Annotated in this window: 18 protein-coding genes and 1 tRNA gene; 5 read left to right on the plus strand and 14 right to left on the minus strand. The window is 60.4% G+C overall.

All coding sequences use genetic code 11. The annotated features are described in order from the left end of the window. Window positions 1–128 precede the first annotated feature (128 nt). The gene (locus H3V08_RS04640; protein WP_198181759.1) at window positions 129–2,222 is read left to right on the plus strand and encodes a M13 family metallopeptidase; all 2,094 of its coding nucleotides are present in this window, start codon (window positions 129–131) and stop codon (window positions 2,220–2,222) included. 58 nt (window positions 2,223–2,280) lie between these two features. On the opposite strand, the gene H3V08_RS04645 is transcribed toward H3V08_RS04640, so the two are convergent. Beyond that, window positions 2,281–2,841 carry a single-stranded DNA-binding protein gene (locus H3V08_RS04645; RefSeq protein WP_198181760.1) on the minus strand — a complete coding sequence of 187 codons (561 nt, stop codon included), beginning with the start codon at window positions 2,839–2,841 and terminating at the stop codon, window positions 2,281–2,283. Window positions 2,842–3,198: 357 nt separating this feature from the next. Between H3V08_RS04645 and H3V08_RS04650 the strand changes: the two genes are divergently transcribed. Continuing rightward, window positions 3,199–4,053, plus strand: a complete 855-nt coding sequence (locus H3V08_RS04650; RefSeq protein ID WP_045921460.1) for an exodeoxyribonuclease III — start codon at window positions 3,199–3,201, stop codon at window positions 4,051–4,053. 142 nt (window positions 4,054–4,195) lie between these two features. Here H3V08_RS04650 and H3V08_RS04655 read toward each other — a convergent pair whose 3' ends face one another. The 9 genes from H3V08_RS04655 to rpmE form a co-directional block, all read right to left on the minus strand. Continuing rightward, a complete protein-coding gene (locus tag H3V08_RS04655) occupies window positions 4,196–6,010 on the minus strand; it encodes a proline--tRNA ligase (protein WP_198181761.1) in 1,815 nt (604 codons plus the stop codon). A gap of 121 nt (window positions 6,011–6,131) precedes the next feature. Beyond that, window positions 6,132–7,538: a PIF1 family DEAD/DEAH box helicase gene (locus H3V08_RS04660; RefSeq protein WP_198181762.1), complete on the minus strand. Its 1,407-nt coding sequence runs from the start codon at window positions 7,536–7,538 to the stop codon at window positions 6,132–6,134. 60 nt (window positions 7,539–7,598) lie between these two features. After that, window positions 7,599–8,300 carry an oligoribonuclease gene (orn, locus tag H3V08_RS04665; protein ID WP_198181763.1) on the minus strand — a complete coding sequence of 234 codons (702 nt, stop codon included), beginning with the start codon at window positions 8,298–8,300 and terminating at the stop codon, window positions 7,599–7,601. Window positions 8,301–8,548: 248 nt separating this feature from the next. Then, the gene (guaB, locus tag H3V08_RS04670; protein ID WP_198181764.1) at window positions 8,549–10,096 is read right to left on the minus strand and encodes an IMP dehydrogenase; all 1,548 of its coding nucleotides are present in this window, start codon (window positions 10,094–10,096) and stop codon (window positions 8,549–8,551) included. 36 nt (window positions 10,097–10,132) lie between these two features. Next, window positions 10,133–11,311: an MraY family glycosyltransferase gene (locus H3V08_RS04675; protein ID WP_045921463.1), complete on the minus strand. Its 1,179-nt coding sequence runs from the start codon at window positions 11,309–11,311 to the stop codon at window positions 10,133–10,135. Further along, window positions 11,308–11,967, minus strand: a complete 660-nt coding sequence (locus tag H3V08_RS04680; RefSeq protein WP_198181765.1) for an L-threonylcarbamoyladenylate synthase — start codon at window positions 11,965–11,967, stop codon at window positions 11,308–11,310. The genes H3V08_RS04675 and H3V08_RS04680 overlap by 4 nt, the downstream gene beginning before the upstream one ends. Window positions 11,968–12,091: 124 nt before the next feature. Continuing rightward, the gene (prmC, locus tag H3V08_RS04685; RefSeq protein WP_332461764.1) at window positions 12,092–13,027 is read right to left on the minus strand and encodes a peptide chain release factor N(5)-glutamine methyltransferase; all 936 of its coding nucleotides are present in this window, start codon (window positions 13,025–13,027) and stop codon (window positions 12,092–12,094) included. Beyond that, on the minus strand, window positions 13,024–14,112 hold the full coding sequence (gene prfA, locus H3V08_RS04690) for a peptide chain release factor 1 (protein WP_110444959.1): 1,089 nt from the start codon (window positions 14,110–14,112) through the stop codon (window positions 13,024–13,026). Before prfA ends, prmC begins: the two co-directional genes overlap by 4 nt. A gap of 93 nt (window positions 14,113–14,205) precedes the next feature. Beyond that, a complete protein-coding gene (gene rpmE / locus H3V08_RS04695) occupies window positions 14,206–14,418 on the minus strand; it encodes a 50S ribosomal protein L31 (RefSeq protein ID WP_033490525.1) in 213 nt (70 codons plus the stop codon). A 208-nt stretch (window positions 14,419–14,626) separates the two neighbouring features. Between rpmE and H3V08_RS04700 the strand changes: the two genes are divergently transcribed. After that, window positions 14,627–15,400 (plus strand): (S)-acetoin forming diacetyl reductase, encoded by a 774-nt coding sequence (locus H3V08_RS04700; protein WP_198181766.1) that lies wholly within the window; start codon window positions 14,627–14,629, stop codon window positions 15,398–15,400. A gap of 27 nt (window positions 15,401–15,427) precedes the next feature. Here H3V08_RS04700 and H3V08_RS04705 read toward each other — a convergent pair whose 3' ends face one another. The 4 genes from H3V08_RS04705 to H3V08_RS04720 form a co-directional block, all read right to left on the minus strand. Continuing rightward, window positions 15,428–16,639 carry a MalY/PatB family protein gene (locus H3V08_RS04705; RefSeq protein WP_198181767.1) on the minus strand — a complete coding sequence of 404 codons (1,212 nt, stop codon included), beginning with the start codon at window positions 16,637–16,639 and terminating at the stop codon, window positions 15,428–15,430. Window positions 16,640–17,497: 858 nt separating this feature from the next. After that, window positions 17,498–17,574 (minus strand) — tRNA-Ile (locus H3V08_RS04710). A 70-nt stretch (window positions 17,575–17,644) separates the two neighbouring features. Beyond that, window positions 17,645–19,273, minus strand: a complete 1,629-nt coding sequence (locus tag H3V08_RS04715) for a peptide ABC transporter substrate-binding protein (RefSeq protein ID WP_198181768.1) — start codon at window positions 19,271–19,273, stop codon at window positions 17,645–17,647. A gap of 83 nt (window positions 19,274–19,356) precedes the next feature. Further along, window positions 19,357–19,983, minus strand: coding sequence for an ECF transporter S component (locus H3V08_RS04720; protein ID WP_198181769.1), 627 nt, complete (start codon window positions 19,981–19,983; stop codon window positions 19,357–19,359). A gap of 300 nt (window positions 19,984–20,283) precedes the next feature. Between H3V08_RS04720 and ettA the strand changes: the two genes are divergently transcribed. Together ettA and H3V08_RS04730 are read left to right on the plus strand one after the other, a co-directional pair. Next, window positions 20,284–21,960, plus strand: a complete 1,677-nt coding sequence (gene ettA / locus H3V08_RS04725; RefSeq protein ID WP_110444965.1) for an energy-dependent translational throttle protein EttA — start codon at window positions 20,284–20,286, stop codon at window positions 21,958–21,960. Window positions 21,961–22,000: 40 nt separating this feature from the next. Then, a complete protein-coding gene (locus tag H3V08_RS04730; protein WP_442859346.1) occupies window positions 22,001–22,915 on the plus strand; it encodes an acyl-CoA thioesterase in 915 nt (304 codons plus the stop codon). Window positions 22,916–22,929 lie beyond the last annotated feature (14 nt).

A 22,929-nucleotide genomic window follows, 5' to 3' on the forward strand; every position in this document is an offset into this window, starting at 1 on the left:
AAGCTTCGACCGCGTTTTTCATCCCTACGCTCACACTGCGCAAGGCAATGCAGCCCCCGAATCGACCAGGCCCAGGCATCGATGGGCATTATGGCCCATGTCATAAAAAACAGTTAGGCTTGCAAGGTATGAGACATGCAGCACAATCACCTGTCAGGTCCGGTCTGGACCCAACATCCTTTTCTTCCGTCATCCGACCCCAAGACGACCTCTTCCGTTATGTGAATGGGCCCTGGATCGATACCTACACCCTTCCCGAGGACCGCTCCCGGTTCGGGTCCTTCGACAAACTCGCCGAGGATGCCGAAAGTCAGATCAGGGACATCCTGGAGGACTCGGACAGTCCCGCCACCAAATCGGCCATTCTTTACCGGAGTTTCCTCGACACCCAGGCCATAGAGGCGGCGGGGCTGGACCCGATTCGCTCCGACCTGGCAGCCATCGACGCCGCCAGGGACAAGACCTCACTGACGTCCCTCCTGGGGCGGCTCAATCCCACCGGCGGCCCCGATTTCTTCGGAATAGCCATCTACGGCGATCCGGGCAACCCTGTCACCAACGTGGCCCACATCGAGCAGGCCGGACTGGGACTACCCGATGAGGCCTATTACCGCGAATCCAACTATCAGTCGGTCCGTCAGGAGTACAAGGAGATGGTCGCCAGGCTCCTGAGGCTGGCCGCCTATGCCCCTGACCAGAGCCAGGCCATGGACCAGGCCGACAGGTTCCTGGATCTGGAGACCCGCATCGCCTCCTATCACTGGGACAACGTATCGACCAGGGACGAGGACAAGACCTACAACCCCACTGACATGGACCAGCTGCAGGAGACCCTGTCGGATTTCAACCTATCCGCCTGGATCAAGGCCTGGCAGGCGGCCTACGATGCCAGCACGGCGTCGGCATGGCAGCCCGTAGACCTTACCGCGGCCCTGGACCACACCATCGTCCATGAGCCGACCTTCCTGAAGGGTTTCAACGGGTTCTGGAAGGAGAGCGACCTTGAGGATCTGAAACTCTGGTCCCGGGTGCACGTCCTGATTGAGTGGGCCAGCTTCCTGACCGAGGACTTCGACACGGCCCGCTTCGATTTCTACGGAAAGGTCCTTTCAGGCACCACCCAGATGCGTGACCGTTGGAAGCGGGCTGTCTCCCTGGTGAACGGAATCAGCGGCGAAGAGGTGGGCAAGGAATACGTCAGGCGGCACTTCCCCCAGTCCAGCAAGGAACGCATGGAGGAGCTGGTCGGTAACCTGATCGAGGCCTACCGCATCTCGATTTCGACCTCCGACTGGCTGGGTGAGGAGACCAAACTCAAAGCCCTGACCAAGCTCGACAAGTTCTCTCCCAAAATCGGCTACACCGACAAGTGGCGCGATTACTCGGCGCTGCGGGTGTCGGAGGATGCAGGGTTGGTGGAAAACGTACGCCAGGCCAACCTGTACGAGTCCGGATATCAATTCGGCAAGGCCGGCAAGCCCGTCGACAATGACGAGTGGCTGATGAACCCACAGACCGTCAACGCCTATTATGAACCGACCCTGAACGTCATCGTCTTCCCTGCCGCCATCCTACAGCCCCCCTTCTTTGACCCCGCAGCCGACGATGCCGCCAACTACGGGGGCATCGGGGCCGTAATCGGACACGAAATCGGGCACGGATTCGACGACCAGGGCAGCAAGTACGACGGAAACGGCAGACTCAACGACTGGTGGACCCCTCAGGACAGGGCCAACTTCGAAAAGCGGACCAAGGCACTGATCGAGCAGTACAACGGATTCGTTCCCGAACAGTTGGCGGAGAAGTACGCGGACGAACCCGATAAGGCACCGCATGTCAACGGAGCCCTGACCATTGGCGAGAACATAGGCGACCTGGGCGGGGTCAACATCGCCATCAAGGCTTATGCCCTGGCCTTGCAGTGCAAGGCAGGGAGCGATATCGACACCAGCGCCCGGGGGATGGACGAGGCTCTGGAGCAGGCGCCGTATCTGGACGGTTACACCGGTCTCCAACGGTTCTTCCTCTCTTATGCCTCCATCTGGCGGACCAAGAACCGAGACCAACTGGCCGAGCAGTATCTCCAGATCGACCCCCACTCCCCCGCCGAATTCCGAACCAACGGGATTGCCAGAAACGTCGACAAGTTCTATGACGCCTTTACGGTGCAGACCTCCGATGGGATGTGGCTGGACCCGAAAGAACGGGTCCATATCTGGTAGGTTATGCGGTTCCGGTCATGTCTGCGGTCAACCCGCAGACAGAACCTGACACATAGATTCAGAAGGCATCCACAGGTTGTGTGGGTGCCTTCGCCGTTTCATTTGCGGTATGCGACCCCGCCATCTCTTGTCCTGGAGAAACCCCTTCCCTGGTGGCGGCTCCAAGATCCTCAGAATCATCAGGGGTATTCCCTGCCTTGGAATCGGCCCTATCGTCCCAGGGGTCTCTGCGTCCCGGTGAATCAGTCTCTTCCGGCTTGACTCTGGTGAAGACGCCCTGTCCCAGGTTCAGATCATGCCCCACCCCGTCGGCTTCCAGAACCAGAGACGAATGCAACTGCCCCTCTTTGGTCCACTCCTCGGTAATCAGGCTGCCGGTCACTATGACGGGATCGCCCTTGTGAAGAGAGTGAAACAGGTTCACAGCCAGGTTTCTGAAGGCTTTGACCGTAATCCAGGTAGTGGGCCTTCTGATCCACGCCCCCTTGGCCGCGTCATAATAGGCCGGGGTGGAACCCAGCCTGAATGTACACACCGGAGCGGATTCCGGCTGCCCGATTCGCACGGGGGCCTTCCCCACAAATCCGAACATGCTGACCTTTGATTCATTGGCTGCCATCTCTTGCCTCTTTCGTTGTAACCGGGTATTCCCGTTGAATGCCACTCGATGGGCCCTGACCGGAAGAACCGACTGCCAGAGCGGGGGAAGGGGACACGGCCTCCGTTCCGGGTGCATCCCATCAAGTGGTAGACCCATCATGGGCTCGGAAGGACCTTTCGCTCCCTGCAGCCATACCATGTGGTCGAACATCACCTCAGCCATGACTTGTGAACAAATCGACTACCTGTGCGAACGAGCAGAACATCAGTAAGTTCGGCCCGGCAGCCTACAGAGCAAAGCAGGCCCCGCCTGAGGGCAACAACGATAGACTGAGGAAAACAGACAGTGAATACCGGCACGGAAGGATCATCACTCATGGTGCACACACTGGTCAGCTGGAACATCGACTCCCTCAACGCAGCCCTGCTCGGCAACAGTGCCCGCGGGTCCCTCTCTCTGAACGTAGTGGAATCCATCAGGGACCTGAACCCCGATGTTCTGGCCATCCAGGAGACCAAGCTCAATGATGACCGGAAGAAGACCGATACGATACTCAAAGCCCTGATGCAGTACTTCCCCGATTATGAGGAAGTCCATCGTATTTCCGAGCCGCCGGCCCGGCGCGGATACGCCGGCACGATGATGCTCTATAGGAAGGACCTGCCGAAACCCGAAGTCACCTATCCGAAGATTGGCGCTCCCGACACCATGGATGACGAGGGTAGGATGATCACCCTGGAGTTCCCCGACTGCTTTGTCACCACGGTCTACACCCCCAACGCCGGTTCCGGACTGGTGCGCCTTGAACCCCGCGGCCATTGGGACGACTGCTACCGCGCTTATCTGAAGAAACTGGATGCCAGCAAACCGGTCCTGGCATGCGGCGATTTCAACGTAGCCCACGAGGAGATCGACATCGCCAACCCCCAGTCCAACCACCACTCAGCAGGTTTCACCGACCAGGAGCGCAGCAAATTCGGGCAACTGTTGGATGCAGGTTTCACCGACACCTTCCGGAAGGTGCATGGCCAGGCGGCGGGTTTCTTCGATAATCAGCGAAGCATCTATACCTGGTTCGCCCAGCGGGCCATGACCAGCAAGGCCAACAACTCCGGCTGGAGAATCGACTATTGGCTGACCTCCGACCGTCTGGCCGACAGGGTCCAGGCCTGCGAACCGGTCGATACCGGCTCACGCAGGGACCACTTGCCCATCCTGCTCAGAATCTGATTCGAACCAACCAGCCTCCGGTGCAGGCGATGAACCGGACCGGCCCCCGGTCTTCATATACAAGCGGGCGGTCCGGGTCATGCTCGAAAGCTGACCCGGGCCGCTCCTCATCCACAGCTCCGGCAAAGTGCCCTGATTCGCATCAGCCCAGGGCGGCAATCCTGCCCATGATGACCTGGGCGGCCTGATCAACAGGCACTGAGACCGAGTCGGAACCGTCGCGATTGCGGATTTCAATGGTCCCGTTCTCTATGGTGTCACGGCCGGCAATGGCGACCAGAGGCACACCAATCAGCTCGGAATCCTTGAACTTGACCCCGGGCGATACCTTGGGGCGGTCGTCGTAGAGCACCTCAACCCCTTGCTCCTCCAGCTGGGAGACGAGTCCTTCGGCGGCCTGGAAGGCCTCCTCCTTCTTGCCTGTAGCCAGCACGTGGACCGCTGCCGGGGCCACCGCCAGGGGCCAGGCCAGGCCTCGCTCGTCGTGGTGCATCTCGGCGATGCAGGCCAGGACCCGCGAGATCCCTATGCCGTAGCAGCCCATCCACACAGGGACAGCCTTGCCGTTCTGATCCAGGACCTTGAGGTCCAGGGCCTGGGAGTACTTGAGCCCCAGCTGGAAGACCTGTCCAATCTCCACTCCTCGCTCAAAGCTCAGAGGACCCGAACCGTCCGGACTCATGTCGCCATGACGGACCTCCGCCGCCTCGACCACGCCGTCAGCCTGGAAGTCACGCCCGTAGACGGCATGAACAAGGTGCTTCCCCTCAACATCGGCCCCGGTTGCCCATTCGGAACCGGAAGCCACATGGGCATCAATCAGATACCTCACATGGGCGGCGGACTCGGTGTCATCACGCTGCGGTCCCAGGACCCTGGGTCCGATGTATCCCTTGACGAATTCCGGATGGGAGGCCAGGTCGACCTCGTTGGCCTCCTCGATTTCCGCCGGGGCGAATTGCGCTTCAAGCCGTTTCATGTCGACCTTACGGTCTCCGGGCAGACCTATCGCCACGAGCTCCCGCCATCCGTCAGGATGGTCATCATCGGCCGGATGCCTGACGGCGATGATCAGATTCTTCAGGGTGTCCTCGGCGGTCCACTCGCGCCCATCACTGCGGGGATGGAGTTCGTTCAGCCGGCCCACCATGCTCTCGATGGTCTTGGAATCAGGCGTATCCACTTCCGCCACATCAGGGGTGGCCGAGAAGTCGATCCCCTCAGGCTCGGGCGTGGTCAGCGCCTCAACATTCCAGGCCTTCCCCGAAGGAGCCAGGGCGAAGGTGTCCTCTCCGATGGGCAGGGGGGCGAGGAACTCCTCGGACTGGGATCCGCCCATGGGACCGGAGACGGCATGGACAATCACGTAGTCCACGCCCAGCCGCTTGAAGATGCGCTCATACGCCCCACGTTCGTCCTGGTAGGCCTTCTGCAGCCCCTCCTCATCCATCGTGAAGGAGTAGGCATCCTTCATAACGAACTCACGGCCACGAATCAGCCCTGCGCGTGGACGGAACTCGTCACGGTACTTGGTCTGAATCTGATAGAGGGCCACGGGAAGGTCCTTGTACGAGGAGTACATGTCCTTGACCAGGAGGGTGAACATCTCCTCGTGGGTGGGAGCCAGGAGGTAATCGGCCCCGTGCCTGTCCTGGAGGCGGAAGAGGTTCTCGCCGTATTCCTCCCAGCGATGGGTGGCCTCGTAGGGCTCTCGCGGCAGGAGGGCCGGGAAGTGGACCTCCTGTGCCCCGATTCCATTGATCTCCTCACGGACAACATCCTGGACCTTTTCGAGCACCTTCAGCCCCAAGGGGAGCCAGGTGAAGATGCCGGGCGCGACCTTGCGCACGTATCCTGCCCTCTGCAGGAGTTTGGCCGAGTCCACATCGGCATCGGCGGGGTCCTCGCGAAGGGTCCTCAGGAACAGTGTTGACATGCGCATGGCTTTGGTTCTCATATCCTCAAAGATATTCGCGCAAAGGGACATACCCCTTCGAATATAAGCCTCATCCGCACAGCAACCCGGAACAACTCCGCATTCCCGCCCACCCCTGAATCAGGAAAGCTGCGGCACCAGGTCAGAAGAGCTGGTCCTGGGAGAACTCATCCTCAGGAGCCTGACCGACCGACCGCTTGGTGAAGGACCGGGCACCCTCATCCCCCAGCCGGGCACAGGCGGCCTTGGAATTGGCTCTGAGGTCCGCGTCCAGGACAACGGCATCCGGTGAAACCAGGAAGGCGCGTTCATTGATGCCAGCCAGGTATAACCCATCCAGACCCTCCACACGAGAGAGCGCCACATACCCCATACCGGGGGCGAAAGTGCGCCTCAGGTCCATGACTGCTCGGTCAAGTGTCATACCCTGGGACTTGTGGATGGTGATTCCCCAGGCGCACCTCAGGGGAACCTGGTTGACGGCGGCCAGCACCGTGTCCCCGTCCATGGTCTCCCAAGCCGCCGGCTTCATCGTGACTTCGTTCCCGTTCTGGAAGGACACAATCGGCCAGCCCCCCTTGGCCTGGCTGGTGAACCCCTTTACCGTGCCTATCGAACCATTGACATACTGGTGATCCTGGTCATTGCGCAGGGCCATGACCGCAGCTCCGGTCTTCAGCGTCAGGTCATCCGGGGCCAACATGTTCTTCTTCAACCGCTCGACCAGCTTGGTTTCACCCCGCGATGTGGCCTCGTAGTGGTGGGCCTCCTCGCCTATGGCCGCCAGACGCTGATCGTTGAGGGCATCGGCCTGCCTGTTGACAGGGAAGAGATGCACCGCCACCGTACCGGGAGCAGGTACTGCACCCACCCGTGTGGCAAGGACATCATGGTCCTCCTGGGTGACCCCGCCCTCCCTGATGTCGGTCAGCACGGTCAGCAACTGCCCATCATCCTGACGGTGCTGTTCCGTCAGATAGCAAACGACCGGATCAAGGTCGTCCCAGACCAGGGATTCCGTGACGAACCCCTCCGGGTCCTTACCCATCTGGGCGTAACGCTCCCGCGATACCTGGAATTCAGGCCCGGGAATCGTGCCACCCACATGGTTGGGCCGGGTCACCGGCGGCAATTGGAAGAAGTCCCCTGAAAGAACCACCTGGATTCCCCCGAATGGTTCGGGGCTGTGGCGAACGGCCCTGCAGGCCTGGTCCACCATGTCGAAAAGCCAGGCGTGCATCATGGAGACCTCGTCGATGACCAGGATGTCGGTTCCTTCGATCTGCCGACCGCGCCGGGTCTTGATGCGGCGCAGCAGAGACTCCGTCATGGAGGTGGAGATGCCCACCCCACTCCAGGAGTGGATGGTCTGACCATTGATGTGGGTGGCCGCTATGCCCGTCGAGGCGGTCACGGATACGGCCGCCCCGTTCTTGCGGGCCTGGCTGACGAACTCGTTCAGAACATAGGTCTTACCCGCTCCGGGGGCACCGGTGAGGAAGACGTTGGCCCCCGCGTTCAATATGGTCAGGGCTTCGGATTGCTGCATGTCTCCATGGTGCCACGCCTGAGGTACATGGACTGTACCCGGACTCGGACAGAACTGTGGTCAGTAGTCGGTCTTCTCGGGGCTGCCCGCATCCTCGATCGGGTTGCCGGACTCTTCGTAATGCCGGAGCAGGCTGGTCCTCTCGATCTCCGCGGCCCCGTCCTTGGACCGGGCTGCATCCGGGCCGGGAGCGGGCGTGAAGAACATGGAGCGGTAGTACCGCAACTCGTCCATGGACTCGATGATGTCAGCCAGAGCCCTGTGACCACCGTGTTTGGCCGGTTTGTTCTTGTAGACATCGGGATACCAGCGGCGCGACAGCTCCTTCAGTGTGCTGACGTCGATGACCCTGTAGTGCAGCAACCCCATCAGGTCGGGCATGTACCGGTCAAGGAACTTCTTGTCGGAGCCTACCGAGTTCCCTGCCAGATGGGCCTTTCCATGCTCGGGAAGGAAGGGAGTGATGTACTCGATGACCTGGCGCTGGGCCTCGTCCAGGGTCAGACCGGTCTTCATCTCCTCGATCAGTCCGGAGGAAGTATGCATGTGCCTGACGAAGTCATCCATATGGTCCAGGGCCGACTGGGAGGGCTTGATGACCAGGTCGATGCCCTTGTCCAGGACTTTCATGTTGAAGTCGGTGGGAACCACGGAGACCTCGCACAGCTCGTCATGGAAGATATCCAGACCGGTCATCTCGCAATCAATCCAAATCATGCGGGATTCCTCGGTACTGAAGGTCAGATCATTCTTGTCGCTCATCTGCTCACCTTTCAGACCCGGATGGCATCCCGGGTCACTCCTTCCGCCACCTTGGACGGAACATTTCAAGATACCGCCAGGACATGACCGGAAACGGATTTCCCTTCGGCGATTCCGCTTTTCCGGCAATACCTGTGCGCCACGAAATCCGCAAGGCGGGAACCGACCGGATGGTGCACGCTTATGCAAAACGACGCAGAACCACCAAAGGTCCTGCGCCGTTCATCTCCGGAGTGGAAATATGTCACTCAGTCATGAAAGCCGGAGTAGTTCGGGGCTTCCTTGGTCATGACGATGTCGTGGGGATGGGACTCGCGCAGACCCGCGTCGGTGATGCGGATGAAGCGGCCCTTCTCCTGAAGCTCGGCAATCGTGCGCGCACCCGTGTAGAACATGGTCTGATGGAGTCCGCCCACCAGCTCGTACAGCACATAGTTGAGCGGCCCGCGGTAGGGAACCTCTCCCTCTACGCCCTCGGGAACCACCTTGTCGTTGCTGGTCACATCGGCCTGGAAATAGCGGTCCTTCGAATAGGACTTCTTGCCACGAGGCGCCATGGCACCCAGCGAGCCCATGCCGCGATAGACCTTGTACTGTTTGCCTCGCAGGAGGACCTTCTCACCCGGGGCCTCTTCGGTACCGGCCAGGAGACCACCCAGCATGACCGTATCGGCACCGGCCACGATGGCCTTGGCTATGTCGCCGGAGTAGTGGATACCACCATCCGCCACCAGGGGGATACCGGCGGCCTTGCAGGCCTGGGCGGCGTCGTAGACGGCGGTCAGCTGGGGCACACCGACGCCGGCCACCACGCGGGTGGTGCAGATGGAACCGGGACCCACACCGACCTTGACCGCATCCACTCCGGCATCGATGAGAGCCTGGGCGCCCTCCTTGGTGGCGATGTTGCCACCGATGATATCGACATGGTCGAAGGCATGATCGGACCTGATCCGGCGAATCATGTCGAGCATGAGCTTGGCGTGGCCGTGGGCGGTATCGACCACGAGCACATCCACCCCCGCGTCGGTCAGAGCGGTGATACGCTGCCAGGCGTCTCCGAAGAATCCGACCGCTGCGGCCACCCTCAGGCGACCTTGCTCATCCTTGGTGGCCTGCGGGTACTGCTCGGTCTTGACGAAGTCCTTGACGGTAATCAGGCCCGCAAGTTTGCCCTGTCCATCCACCAGCGGGAGCTTCTCCACCTTGTACTTGGCCAGGAGGGCGTGGGCATCTTCCTTGGTGATGTCGGCCGGTCCGGTAACCAGGTGATCCTTGGTCATGACGTCGCTGACCTTGAGCCTGTCGAAATCAGCAGGATTGACGAAACGCATGTCACGGTTGGTGATGATGCCGACCAGGCGCTGTTCTCGGTCGACGACCGGGAGGCCCGACACCTTATAGACCGAGCAGAGTTTGTCCAAATCGGCCAGGGTGGCATCAGGGGTGACGGTCAGAGGATCTGAGATCATGCCGGATTCGGACCGCTTGACGATATCCACCTGGCTGGCCTGGTCCTCGATACTCAGGTTGCGGTGGAGGACGCCGATACCGCCGTTCCGGGCCATGGCTACGGCCATGGTGGCTTCGGTGACGGTGTCCATGGCCGCGGAGAGCACCGGGGACTTCATGGTGATGTTCCTGGTGAGGTGGGTGGTGGTATCCACCTCGGAGGGAACCACATCGGATTCGTTGGGCAACAGAAGCACGTCGTCGTAAGCGAGTCCGAGCTTTTGGAACATCGGGGGAAGTGGCGAGTATGGGGCAGAGTCGATATTTGAATTATCTAAGGCCATGTCGTTATTCTACAAACCCTGGTTGACCGGGAATACTCAGTCTTCCCGGTCCGAATCATCATGACGAACAAGGTCCCCGGCATGACCGGCCCCTTGCGTCTTGAGGCGGGCGTTTTCCTGCCGGATTTCAGGAATGCGCCTGCGGTAATAGGGATACAGGGTGGCAAAGGTCAGAATGAGTGTGGCAATCAGGAAGCCTATGCCCACATAGAGCGGACGATAGAAGAGGATGAAGAGGGACCCGAACGATATCAGTGCCGCCCAGCCCCAGAGAATCAGGACGGCGGAGCGGACGGAATGACCGATGCGCAGCATCCTGTGGTGAAGGTGCATCCGGTCGGGATGCATGGGCGACTGACCGTGACTGAGTCTGCGGACAATGGCCAGGCACATATCGAGCACCGGCAGGAAGAGGACCAGGATGGGCAGGAGGATGGGCATGAAGGCCGGCAGATAGATGCTGGTATGGATGGTGGCTGGATCCAGACGACCGGTGACCACGATGGAGGCGCAGGTGATCAGGTATCCCAGAAGCATGGACCCCGAGTCTCCCATGAAAAGCTTGGCGGGGTGCCAATTGTGGAGGAGGAATCCCACGCAGGTCCCCACCATGGCAACATCGATCAGGGTGGCCAGGGAGGCGTAGTCAGGCGAAATGCGGGCGATGATGTATGAGTAGATGGCGAAGGCGATGCCACCGATGGCCACAATCCCCGCCGCCAGGCCGTCCAGGCCGTCCACGAAATTCACGGCATTGATGGAGGCCACAATCAGGAAGGCCGTGATGGCCATGGAAAGGCTGGGAGAGGCTGCCACCAGTGAGCCCAACGGAAGGGAGATGATCTGTACCCCTCCCCAGGAGACGAATACCGATATGAGCAGTTGACCGGCCAACTTCAGCATCCAGTCCAGGTCCCATAGATCATCGGCCATGCCCAGCAGGCAGATGGCCACGGCCCCGCCCAGGATGACCCAGGCCTGGTGGCCGGTCTGGAAAAGACCCGTAATGAACGGTATTCGCGAGGCAAAGAACATGGCGACGGCAAACCCGATCAGCATGCCCAGGCCACCCAATCTGGGTGTCGGAATGGTATGCACGTCGCGAGCGCGGACCTCCCCCACCGCTCCGATACGGATAGCGATATGCCGAACCATGGGCATGACCAGCCAGGTGGCCCCGCCAGCGATTGCAGCGATGAACAGATAGACCCTCATGCCCGACCGCCTTCCGCAGCGACTTCCCTGATGACCTTGCGCAGGGCCGCCTGGTCAATCACTCCCTGGCGAAGGATGCGTATGCCCTCGGGGTCGTCGGCATCCGCCTCAACGACCGTGCTGGCTACCGAACCGGGGGTCGGCCCACCATCCAGGTAGCACGCAACCGAGTCCCCCAACTGTTCGCGGGCCTCTTCAACGGTGCGGACACTGGGGTTCCCGGACCTGTTGGCGCTGGAAGCGGCCAAGGGCCCGGTCATCCCAAGGAGGGAGCGGCACACGTCGGAATCAGGCACCCTTATGGCCTGTGTCCTGCAATCAGATTCCTGGCGGGGGGTGCAGAGTCCACACTCCTCCCCGACCAGGCAAATCGGCGAAAATGAACCGGGCAGAAAGCGGTCAGCCAGGATATCCAAGGGGCTGGGCAGGCTCAGTTTCAGGGCGGGTATGGCCTCGACGGAATCCAGCAACACCTGTATCGACTTGGTTCTTGCGCGCTGCTTAGCAGCGAAGAGCCTGGCAATGGCCTGGTCGTTGAAGGGGTCGCAGACGATGCCGTAGACCGTATCCGTCGGGACAACCGCCAGTTCCCCCCTGCCAATGACCTCTGCCAGACGCAGCAGGGAATCATGGCTGCAATCCAGCACCTGACTCATCCGATTCACTGCCCTTTCCGCTTCTGCCGACCAATCGGCACACCAAAAATCAACCGCCCGTCAAAGGGCAATCCCGGTCGTACCTCACTATTGTGCCCCATGGTCAGGGCCGTTGCCAGTCCAATCATATGACCTGAGCCAAGAGATACCGATCCAGACCGGCAAGGTCCTGCCCTGTTGAGACATTCACGTACCCAGCCCGCCTGGCCATACTGCGCAGCGCCCTCCCCTGGCTGCAGTCGTGTTCCATGACCAGAAGGCCCCCGGGGCGGAGCAGGTCCGCCGCGCGCTTGATGATGCCCTCCGGTATCAGGCATCCGTCGGGAGAACCACCGTATAGGGCCAGTGCCGGATCCCAGTCCCTGACCTCGGGCTGGGTGGGCACCCGATCCATGGGGACGTATGGGGGATTGCTGATGACCAGGTCAACACGACCGTCAAGTTCGGTGAGCACCGTCCCGCTGGTGGCATCACCAAAAACCAGGTGATACGAAGAACCGGACCGGGCGAGGGTCTCCGACTGCGCATCGGCATTCCTGCGGGTCCAGACAGCCGCTTCATCCGAAATCTCCACAGCCCAGACCCGCGCCCCGCCGACCTCGGCGGCGACCGAAAGTCCCACGGCCCCACTTCCGGCACAGAGATCGACCACTACCGGTTCCGACAACCCCTGGGCGGCTATCCAATCCAATCCCGTCTGGACCACGGTCTCGGTCTCGGGTCTGGGAATGAAAACGCCGGGTCCCACGGCCAAGTCAAGCATCCTGAATGCCGTATGGCCGAGGATGTACTGAAGGGGCTCACGTTCAGACCGCCTCTGCAGCCAGCTGCGGTAGTCCCCTAGAGCCTGCGCCGCGTTCCTTGTCGGGACTGCCAGCTGGTCAAGGTCCCACCCGAGCAGAAGTCCCTTGTCAAGATCGTGCAGGTCCACACCGGCAGCTTCGGCAAGGAGAACCCTGGCATCGTGCTCAGCAGTCTCCAAACCGGCTGCGCGGAGTACGCTGCACCCTTCCTGTATCAGGGCTGGGAGGCCCTGGGGGTCGCCGCCTGCGGAAGTCACTCCTGGGAGGCCATTCTCTGGGCCTCATCGGCCTGGATGTCCGAATCGATAACGGCCTGGAGATCCCCGTCCAGCACCTGCTCCAGGTTATAGGCCTTGTACCCGGTACGGTGATCGACAATCCTGCTCTCTGGGAAGTTGTAGGTCCGAATCCGCTCGGACCGGTCCAGGGAGCGCACCTGGGAGTGGCGCATGTCGGCCGCCTGGGCGGCCTCCTCCTCATGCTTCATGGCCAGCAGCCGGGACTTGAGCACCCGCAGGGCCGCCTGACGGTTCTGTATCTGCGACTTCTCATCCTGCATGGAGACCACGATTCCGGTGGGAATATGGGTCATGCGGACGGCGGAATATGTAGTGTTGACGGACTGACCGCCCGGCCCCGAACTCATGAAGATATCAATCTTCAGGTCCTTGGGGTCGATCTGAATCTCGTCATCGTCCTCGTCTGCCTCGGGAAAGACAATCACACCTGCCGCCGAGGTCTGGATCCGCCCCTGGGACTCGGTAACGGGGATACGCTGGACCCGGTGGACCCCGCCCTCGTACTTCATAGAGGCCCACACCCCATCGGCAGGGGCCACCTGTCCCCTGGCACGGATAGCCATTTCGGCGTCCTTGACCCCACCCAGTTCGGTGCGGTTCTCATTCATGATTTCAGTGGACCATCCGCGCTTTTCGGCATAGCGGATGTACATACGCATCAGATCACCAGCGAAGAGGGCGGCCTCCTCGCCACCGGTTCCGGCCTTGATCTCCATGATGGCATCGCGGGAGTCATCGGGATCGCGTGGAATCAGGGCAGTCCGCAGGCGTTCCCGAGCGGCTGGAATCCGGTCGGCCAGGTCCTTGGCCTCCTGAGCGAACTCCGGGTCTTCACCAGCCATGGTCTGGGCGGCTTCATGGTCTTCAAGAAGACCGGTATACCTACGGTATGCCTCGACGATAGGGGCAAGCTCGGAATGACGACGCCCCAGCTTACGAATCTGGGCCGGATCCGAGGCCGCCTCGGGCTGGCTCATCTGATGCTCCAGGCGTTGGTACTCCTCCAGAGCGACCTTGGCCGCCGGGAACTCTTCCTCACTCATCGAATCCTGCCCTCTCTGGCCGATTTGCATAGAAAAACGCCAGTTCCAAACCGGGCATAGCAGACGACCCGGGTCGGGACTGGCGTTGAAATGCTACTTGTTCTTCTTGCCGTAACGGGCTTCGAACCTTGCCACACGCCCACCGGTGTCCAGAATCTTCTGCTTGCCGGTGTAGAAGGGGTGGCAGTGCGAGCAGACATCAACCGTCATATGATCGCCAGAGGCGGTCGAACGGGTAATGAAGGTGTTGCCGCACGAGCACGTGACCTCTACGGGATGGTAATCGGGATGAATTCCCTGCTTCATAATGGACTCCTAGGAGACAAAGGGCACCGGGTCGCCGACCCCTATGGTCAACGTGAACCGGAACCGGAGACAATTGTAGCGCACCTTCAGGAGAACCGAACCTATTGCGCCACACGCCGAACGGTTTCCCCAAGATTCCAATACCCCGTACCTATAATCAAACAACCAGACCACCTGATTGGCGGTTCATCCAATGAAGGAGGAGAGCATGACACAGGAAGTCGCATTCGTCACGGGGGCCGCCCAGGGCATAGGAGAGGCCATTGCGCGGCGTCTGGCCTCAGACGGATTCGCTGTGGCCGTGGCCGATATGAACGGCGACAAGGCAACCAGCGTCGCCGATTCCATCACTGAGGACGGGGGCAGGGCCATCGCCGTCACCCTGGACGTGACCGACAAGGTCCAGGTCCGCTCCGCCGTCGAAAAGGCCGCCACACAGCTCGGTGATTTCAATGTCATCGTCAACAACGCCGGTCTCGGACCCACCACCCCCATCGAGTCCATTACCCCCGAGATGTTCGATCAGGTCTACCACGTGAATGTGGCAGGCACCATATGGGGCATACAGGCCGCGGTCGAGCAGTTCCGTGCCCGGCACCACGGCGGCAAGATCATCAACGCCACCAGCCAGGCGGGCGTAGTGGGCAATCCGAATCTGATGCTCTACTCCTCCACCAAATTCGCCATCCGCGGCCTGACACAGGTCGCCGCACGGGACCTGGCCAAGGAGGGAATCACCGCCAACGCCTACGCCCCGGGTATCGTCAAGACGCCCATGATGATGGACATTGCCCATCAGGTGGGCAAGAATGCCGGCAAGGACGACGAGTGGGGCATGTCGACCTTCTCCGATGGCATCGCCATGGGCCGCCTTTCCGAGCCCAGCGATGTGGCCAACGCCGTCGCCTTCCTGGCCGGCCATGACTCCGACTACATCACCGGGCAGACGCTGATCGTCGATGGAGGCATGCAGTTCCAGTGATTACAGGGCTGTGCAGCCCCCTGTCACTCAAGCGTTGAAAACGTACCTGTCCAGACGCTCCATGGCCTCCTCGACCCGACTCAGCGGCAGGGCGAGGTTCATGCGGACGGCACAGGGGGCCTTGAACTGCCGTCCGTCCTGGATCGCCACGCCGACATCCCAGGCCCGCTTCTCCAGCTGGTCCAGGCTGATGCCGTGGGACTCGCACCACTGCGAACAGTCCGCGAAGAGCATGTAGGTTCCCTGGGGCTTGGAGACATCCACCCCCTCGAAATGCCTGGAGATGTAGTCACACGCATAGTCCACATTCCCGGTCAGGACCTGGCGCAGTTCATCGACCCATTCCTGCCCCTCCGGTTTATAGGCTCCAATCAGGGCATGCATGGACAGGACGTTCATATCGTTGTAGTGGGCCTTGGAACCCTTGGAGACCGCCCTGTCGCGAAGGTACTTGTTGTAGATGATGTGGTAGGAGCCCACCAGACCGGCCAGGTTGAAGGTCTTGCTTGGTGCGTAGAAAGCGGCTGTCCTGTTCCGGGCATCCTCACTCACCGACTGGGTGGGGGTGTGCCTGTTACCGGCCAGTATGAGATCGGACCAAATCTCATCGGAGATGACCACGCAGTCGTTCTCCTTGTATACCTCCATGGCCTTCTCGATCTCCCACTTCTCCCAGACGCGCCCACAGGGGTTGTGTGGGTTGCAGAAGACAGCCACATGAATGTTGTTCTCTTTGAGCTTGCGGTCCATGTCCTCGAAGTCCATCCGCCAGACACCCTGCTCATCCTTCTTCAGGGGGCTGTGGACGATATGGTATCCGTTGTTCTCGATGCAGTTGGTGAATCCCACATAGGTCGGACTATGCAGGAGGACCTTGTCTCCAGGCGCTGCGAATGCCGTCAGGGTGGATACGACACCACCCAGAACCCCATTCTCATAACCGATGTCTTCAGCGGTCAGACCTTCCACACCGTTACGGGCACGCTGCCAATCGATGATGGCATCGTAATACTCATCAGTCGGATCGAAGTACCCGAACGCCGGATGCTTGGCACGTTCGATTATTGCCTCCTGGACCGTGGGCACGGTCGGGAAGTTCATATCGGCCACCCACATGGGAATCACATCGAACCCGGCCTTTGGGGGATCAGGGGCGAAACCGGGCTCCGCACCCAGCCCGTCCACCGCTATGGAATCCCTGCCATGCCTGTCCATAATCGTTGTGAAATCGTACTTCATCGTTTTCCTTTCCCTCGGATGACAGGCCGGCATCCACCAGTTGCAATCAGAGGACGGTAGCCGTCGCCGGAACGGTGTCCATCCTGAATTCTACCGGGAGCCTTCTTCACGAACACACTCATGACCAAAGCCCGGCCTGACGATTCCGCCCTGGACAGGCCCCTACCCAGCCGCTTCCTCCAGTATGCCGGAGTGTACGACCATTTGAATCTGGAATACGCCCCGACCCCTTTGACACCGATACGGGCGGGTGTATGCTGTAACCCAGAGAATATCTCTATACGGGGGAAAACGTATACACGATAGTTTCGCTTGAGAATCTGCCTTATGCAGAGTCTCAGTATGGAGAGCGCATGTATCAGTTTTTCCCATCTGTGCGGCTATATACCGCAATCACTATCAGACTGTGCCAGGAATCAGGCATATCTCTGCCCATATGCCCAGTCGATATACAGCTTTTTGGTCACTAGACCAATTCCGAACCATGCTCATCACCCCGTTCACCTGGCAGCCGCAGGCCGGGAAGTGAAGAGGTCGGTTCGATACGAGGAAACGCGCCTAGCTCCATTTCCCCCGGCTGCCATGTTCGTCGACCCATATGGAATCGGCACACAGCATGGTGCTAGAGCTAGGCTGCGATAGGACGGACCGCGAACCACTCACGGTCCGTCCTTTCAATAAGCCTAGCAACAACCAGCGGTTCCAGGGCAAAGTCCCCACATGAACATCTCGCCACGGCACATAGGGCAATCGGTCTTGCTTCAATCCTTCAGAACTTGCCCGTCACAGGACCGAGAGATTTGCTGACAGGAAGAAACAGAGAACCCCCGCAGGCTTTGTGCCTGTAGGGGTTTCGTCTGGTGGGGCCTCAGGGGCTTGAACCCTGGACCGAACGATTATGAGTCGTTTGCTCTAACCGACTGAGCTAAGGCCCCGTGCCGATCACATCGGCCAGAGTCATGGTATCAAAACGACTCGTCATCAGCCAGGTACGGTTCGTCGAACCTACTTGGTGACCTGGTTGTAGACCGGCAGACCCATGTAACCGAAGGAAACCTGACGAACCTGCTTGCCGGCCACTGCGGAGACCTTCCTGTACCAGAGCGGCAGCACCGGAAGATCCCTGAGGAGGACGGCCTCGGCCTGGCGGTAATCCTGCATGGCTTCGTCCTGGTCGGTCTTCGAGGCGGCTTGGGCAAGAAGGGTGTCATACTCCGCACTCTTGTAGTCCCCGTTGTTCAACCCCTTGCCGTCCGCCTGACTGGAGGCATACCCCTGAACAAGGTAACCCTCGGGATGGGGATAGTCCGAGGTGATGCCGGAATTGAAAATACTGTCGACCTGGCGATTATGAACCGCCGTATTGAACTCCTTGCCAGTCGGGAAGATGTTCGACTCCGTCTTGATGCCCAGAACCTGGGCGTACTCGTGCAGAACCGCATCGACCCAGTCCTTGTCGGTCCCGTCGGCACTGTAGGCAATGCGGAGCGTACCTTCCCATGGAGAGATGGCGTCAGCCTCCTTCCAGAGGCTACGGGCCTGGTCCGGATCGTGGTCCAGCACTTTCCTGCCTCCGATGTCGGAGGCATTCCCCCTGATGGTGGGGGCAAGAAAATCGGTGGCCGGAGTGACCGAACCGGCGAAGACCTTGTCGGCTATTTCCGCTCGATCAAGGGCATACGACAGGGCCGCCCGGCGCAAGGCGCCTTCCTGTCCTTGGAAATGCTGCAGGCCTTGCGGGATGGTCAGGGACCGGAAGGCCGGCCCCGGCCTGACCAAGGGTTGCAGACCCGAATCAGTACGGAACGTTTTCAGACGGGAAACCGGAACCGTATCGAGCACATCCAGGTGTCCGGCCTGAACATCGGCATAGGCAGCATCAAGACTCTGGTAGTCCCTGAACTCCAGACTTCCGTTCCGGGCCTTGCGTGGTCCCTTGTATGCGGAGTCCCTCTCCAACCTGATTCCCTGATTGGGCACCCATGACTTGAAGCGGTAAGGCCCGTTCCCGATTGGTTTCTTGCCGAAGGCCTTGATGTCCTTGTAGGCGGACGACGGCAGGGGAAGGAAGGCCACATCTCCCACCTTGTAGGGGAAGGAGGAATCCGGCTTATCCATGGTCACCTCCAGGGTCAGGTCGTCAACCACGCGAAGACCCGATAGTGGTGCCTTGGAGTCGCCATGCTCATCCTGCACCTGCTCATATCCGGCGATGGTCGAAAAGGCCGAAGCCCCCAGCTGCCCATTGGCTGCATTCGCCGCAAAGGACCAGGAGTCGGCATAGGTCTTGGCGGTGATCTTCTCCCCATCGCTGAACGTGAGTCCGGGCTTGAGGACGATCGTGTACCGGCTGGCATCTTCATTGGGGGTGATTGATTTGGCCTCGACCAGGGTCATCCCACCCTTGGCGTCGAAGGTGACCAACCCGTCGAAGAGCTGGGTCACCACTTTCCAACCTGCGGTGTCATTGGTGCTGGAAGGAATCAACGGAGCCGTGGGTTCGACGTTGTTGACGCTGATGGCGGCCTGGGGGTCAATCCGATGTTCTTCGGAGGCCTGGGAGGGTCCGCAGGCACCCGCCGCCAGGATGAGCGGCAGTACCGCAGCCGCAAAGTAGGAGCGAAGGTTGGTCATGGTTGGACCCTTCCTGCCCGGTACGGGCCTTGTCACAGATTCACAAACATATGGTCAATACTGGCGGGCGGAGGGGTCGGTTTTCAGACCCGCCTGACATCCTGCCCGGATGCAAGCCGATCCAGCGCTCCGGTCCTGCCGATGGCCCGGAAGAGGAACCAGCTGGTCAGACCAGCCAGGACCACCCCACTGATCAGTTCACAGATGGTGCCGATGATTCCCCTTGGGCTGAGCGGGGAGACTCCCTGGTAGTAGAAAGCCAGGAGGAAGGCGTTGTACGCCAGGGCTATCAGGAGACCTCCCAGAATGGTCGTTCCCAGGGTCCACCGGCGGTAGCGGAATATCGCGAAGGCCAGCTCCGCGCAGAGGGCCTCGACGATGGCCTGCACGAAAATCATCGGCCCGTTATAGGCGTTGCCTGGCAGAATCTCGACCAGGACGCTGATGATTCCAACATAGACGGCCGCACCGGGCTTGCGCAATATCAGCAGGGACAAGGTACAGGGGAAGTAGAAGACCCCATGCAGGAGGGCCGCCATCCCGGGAAGAATGGCCGTCATCAGAGGGAATATCCATGAGGAGAGCAGACTGGCAGCCCAGTAAATCAACCCTGACACCGCCCCCAAGCCGGCACCGACCGCAATATCAAGAGGTCTCCAGCGCAACCGATGGGTTGCGGAAATCCGACCATGTTGCCGTTTCTCTGTCATTGATACTCCCTTGCGACCGCATACAGCTCACGGCCCATTCCTCATGCGCACAGCCGAAGGCCCGGCCCCATCCGTATCGGCAAAGACCCGGTCGGCGCTCCTTGACCTGCGCATGTCGGGCGGGAACACCTCCTCAAGGCTACCCTCTGTCGCTCAGCAAATCCCGCATGAGGGTATAGGGAAAATTGATAGGTCCCTCATGGGATGAGACCCGGATGGCCTGCTGCGTAAGTCGGAAGTCTCCATTACGATTAATGGAGTTTGAACCGTCGTTTTCCAACCCTTTGCGAGGTAGTTTCCTTGGCCGAATTTATCTATCAGATGATCAAGGCGCGCAAGTCCTTCGGCGACCGCGTTATTCTCGATGACGTCACGCTGAGCTTCCTCCCGGGAGCCAAGATTGGCGTGGTGGGCCCCAACGGCATGGGCAAGTCCACCCTGCTCAAGATCATGGCCGGTCTGGAGACCGTCAGCAACGGCGAGGCCCAGCTAACCCCGGGCTATTCGGTGGGCATCCTTCAGCAGGAGCCGCCCCTGGACGAGGACAAGACCGTCGGAGAGAACATCCGCATGGCCTACGGCGACATCATGGAGAAGGTCCATCGCTTCAACCAGATAGGTGAGGAGATGGCCAACCCCGATGCCGACTACGATGCGCTGATGGCCGAGATGGGCAAGCTCCAGGAGGAGATCGACGCGGCAGACGGATGGGACCTGGATTCCCAGTTGGATCAGGCCATGGATGCCCTGCAGTGCCCCGACCCGGACACCCCGGTTTCGGTCATCTCCGGTGGCGAGCGCCGCCGCGTGGCCCTCTGCCGGCTCCTGCTTGAGGCCCCCGACCTCCTGCTTCTGGACGAGCCCACCAACCACCTTGATGCCGAGTCCATACTCTGGCTGGAGCAGTATCTCCACACCTACAAGGGAGCCGTCCTGGCCGTGACCCACGACCGGTACTTCCTTGACAACGTGGCCGAGTGGATCTGCGAGGTGGACCGTGGGCATCTCTACCCTTATCAGGGCAACTACACCACCTACCTCGACACCAAGGCCAAGCGTCTTGAGGTCCAGGGGCAGAAGGATGCCCGACTGGCCAAGCGGCTGAACTCCGAATTGGAATGGGTCCGCTCCTCCCCCAAAGCCCGGCAGGCCAAGAACAAGGCCCGCCTGGAGCGCTATGAGCAGATGGAGATCGAGGCCAGGAACAACAAGAAACTGGACTTCTCCGAGATTCAGATTCCACCGGGGCCCCGCCTGGGATCCAAGGTCCTGGAGGCCGAGCATATCCACAAGGCCTTCGGCGACCGGGTCCTCATTGACGATCTGAGCTTCACCCTGCCCAGGAACGGCATCGTTGGCGTCATCGGCCCCAACGGCGTCGGCAAGTCGACCCTTTTCAAGACCATCGTAGGCCTGGAGCCCCTGACCTCGGGTTCCCTGGAGGTCGGCGATACGGTTAAGATCTCGTATGTGGATCAGAACCGCGAAGGCATCGACCCCAAGAAGAACCTCTGGGAGGTGGTCTCCGACGGTCTGGACTTCATCGAAGTGGCCGGCGTCGAAGTTCCCACCCGCGCCTACGTGGCCTCCTTCGGGTTCAAGGGATCGGACCAGCAGAAGCCGGCCGGGGTCCTCTCCGGTGGTGAGCGCAACAGACTGAACCTGGCCCTCACCCTGAAGCAGGGAGGCAACCTCCTCCTCCTGGACGAGCCCACCAACGACCTGGACGTGGAGACCCTGGAAAGCCTCGAGAACGCCTTGCTGGCATTCCCCGGCTGCGCAGTGGTCATATCCCACGACCGCTGGTTCCTGGACAGGGTCGCCACCCACATCCTTGCCTGGGAGGGCACGGATGAGAACCCGGCAAACTGGTACTGGTTCGAGGGCAACTTCCAGGCTTATCAGGAGAACAAGATCCAGCGTTTGGGCGAGGAGGCATCACGTCCTCATAGGATTCACCGCAAGCTGACCCGTTGAACCGGCTCCGGCACACAATCATCAAGGGATGGGGGAGAATATGACCATTGAAGAAACTCCATTGGAGCACGTGGTAAAGGTCCTGGATGTCGCAGGGACGGGCCAGGAGGGTGCCCACACCCTGTTTGAGGGGGATTCCCTCTACTTCCCTACCAAGAGAATATACGGGGGGCAGATCGTGGCTCAGGCCATCATGGCCGGGTCACGGACCGTCCCCGAGGGGCGGCAGCCCAACTCTGCCCACGCCTACTTCCTCCGTACAGGCAGTATCGAGGAGAAGGTCGGAATCGATGTGGAGACCATGCGTGACGGCAGGTCCTTTTCCTCGCGCCGTGCCGATGTGACCCAGTCCAAGGGCACGATACTGACAACCATCCTCTCCTATCAGGAACCCGGACAGCAGGGCGTCAGGTACGCAGACCCCATGCCCACGGATCTGCCCGACCCCGAGGATTTGACCAGCGCAAAGGACCTCATGCGTCCCTATGCCGAGAAGTCTCCCTTCGCTGACTATTACGTGACCCAGTCGCCTTTCGACATCCGCCACCTGGGCAAGACCGTCCTGATGGGTGTCGACAAGGAGGCCGTTGCCAACGATTCCGGCCGGCAGATGGTATGGAGCCGGACGGATGGTCATCTGGACATGTCACAGACCATGAACCGTGCCCTCCTGGCGCTTGAGTGCGATCAGATCATGATGGAGCCCGCCCTGCGGCGCTCCGGCCTGGGAATCACCACCAAGGGAATCTCCTTCGCTTCCATCGACCACTCCATGTGGTGGTATCAGGACATCGATCTCAACCAGTGGCACCTCTTCGTCCAGGATTCCCCTGTCGCCGACCATGGTCGTAGCCTCTGCGTGGCCAAGGTCTACACCCAGGATGGGGCTCTTGCCGCCACAATGGTGCAGGAAGCCATGATTCGGGTTCCCCAAGACAGCCAGGAGAAGGCCTGACATCTGGTTGCTTT

The organism is Bifidobacterium sp. M0307 (assembly GCF_016100445.1).
GTDB classification, from domain to species: Bacteria; Actinomycetota; Actinomycetes; order Actinomycetales; family Bifidobacteriaceae; genus Bombiscardovia; species Bombiscardovia coryneformis.

Excerpts from the sequence above, each read along its gene's own strand:
- H3V08_RS04640 (WP_198181759.1), top strand. The coding sequence starts at position 129 with ATGAGACATGCAGCACAATCACCTGTCAGGTCCGGTCTGGACCCAACA.
- H3V08_RS04645 (WP_198181760.1), bottom strand. The coding sequence starts at position 2,841 with ATGGCAGCCAATGAATCAAAGGTCAGCATGTTCGGATTTGTGGGGAAG.
- H3V08_RS04650 (WP_045921460.1), top strand. The coding sequence starts at position 3,199 with ATGGTGCACACACTGGTCAGCTGGAACATCGACTCCCTCAACGCAGCC.
- H3V08_RS04655 (WP_198181761.1), bottom strand. The coding sequence starts at position 6,010 with ATGAGAACCAAAGCCATGCGCATGTCAACACTGTTCCTGAGGACCCTT.
- H3V08_RS04660 (WP_198181762.1), bottom strand. The coding sequence starts at position 7,538 with ATGCAGCAATCCGAAGCCCTGACCATATTGAACGCGGGGGCCAACGTC.
- orn (WP_198181763.1), bottom strand. The coding sequence starts at position 8,300 with ATGAGCGACAAGAATGATCTGACCTTCAGTACCGAGGAATCCCGCATG.
- guaB (WP_198181764.1), bottom strand. The coding sequence starts at position 10,096 with ATGGCCTTAGATAATTCAAATATCGACTCTGCCCCATACTCGCCACTT.
- H3V08_RS04675 (WP_045921463.1), bottom strand. The coding sequence starts at position 11,311 with ATGAGGGTCTATCTGTTCATCGCTGCAATCGCTGGCGGGGCCACCTGG.
- H3V08_RS04680 (WP_198181765.1), bottom strand. The coding sequence starts at position 11,967 with ATGAGTCAGGTGCTGGATTGCAGCCATGATTCCCTGCTGCGTCTGGCA.
- prfA (WP_110444959.1), bottom strand. The coding sequence starts at position 14,112 with ATGAGTGAGGAAGAGTTCCCGGCGGCCAAGGTCGCTCTGGAGGAGTAC.
- rpmE (WP_033490525.1), bottom strand. The coding sequence starts at position 14,418 with ATGAAGCAGGGAATTCATCCCGATTACCATCCCGTAGAGGTCACGTGC.
- H3V08_RS04700 (WP_198181766.1), top strand. The coding sequence starts at position 14,627 with ATGACACAGGAAGTCGCATTCGTCACGGGGGCCGCCCAGGGCATAGGA.
- H3V08_RS04705 (WP_198181767.1), bottom strand. The coding sequence starts at position 16,639 with ATGAAGTACGATTTCACAACGATTATGGACAGGCATGGCAGGGATTCC.
- H3V08_RS04715 (WP_198181768.1), bottom strand. The coding sequence starts at position 19,273 with ATGACCAACCTTCGCTCCTACTTTGCGGCTGCGGTACTGCCGCTCATC.
- H3V08_RS04720 (WP_198181769.1), bottom strand. The coding sequence starts at position 19,983 with ATGACAGAGAAACGGCAACATGGTCGGATTTCCGCAACCCATCGGTTG.
- H3V08_RS04730 (WP_442859346.1), top strand. The coding sequence starts at position 22,001 with ATGACCATTGAAGAAACTCCATTGGAGCACGTGGTAAAGGTCCTGGAT.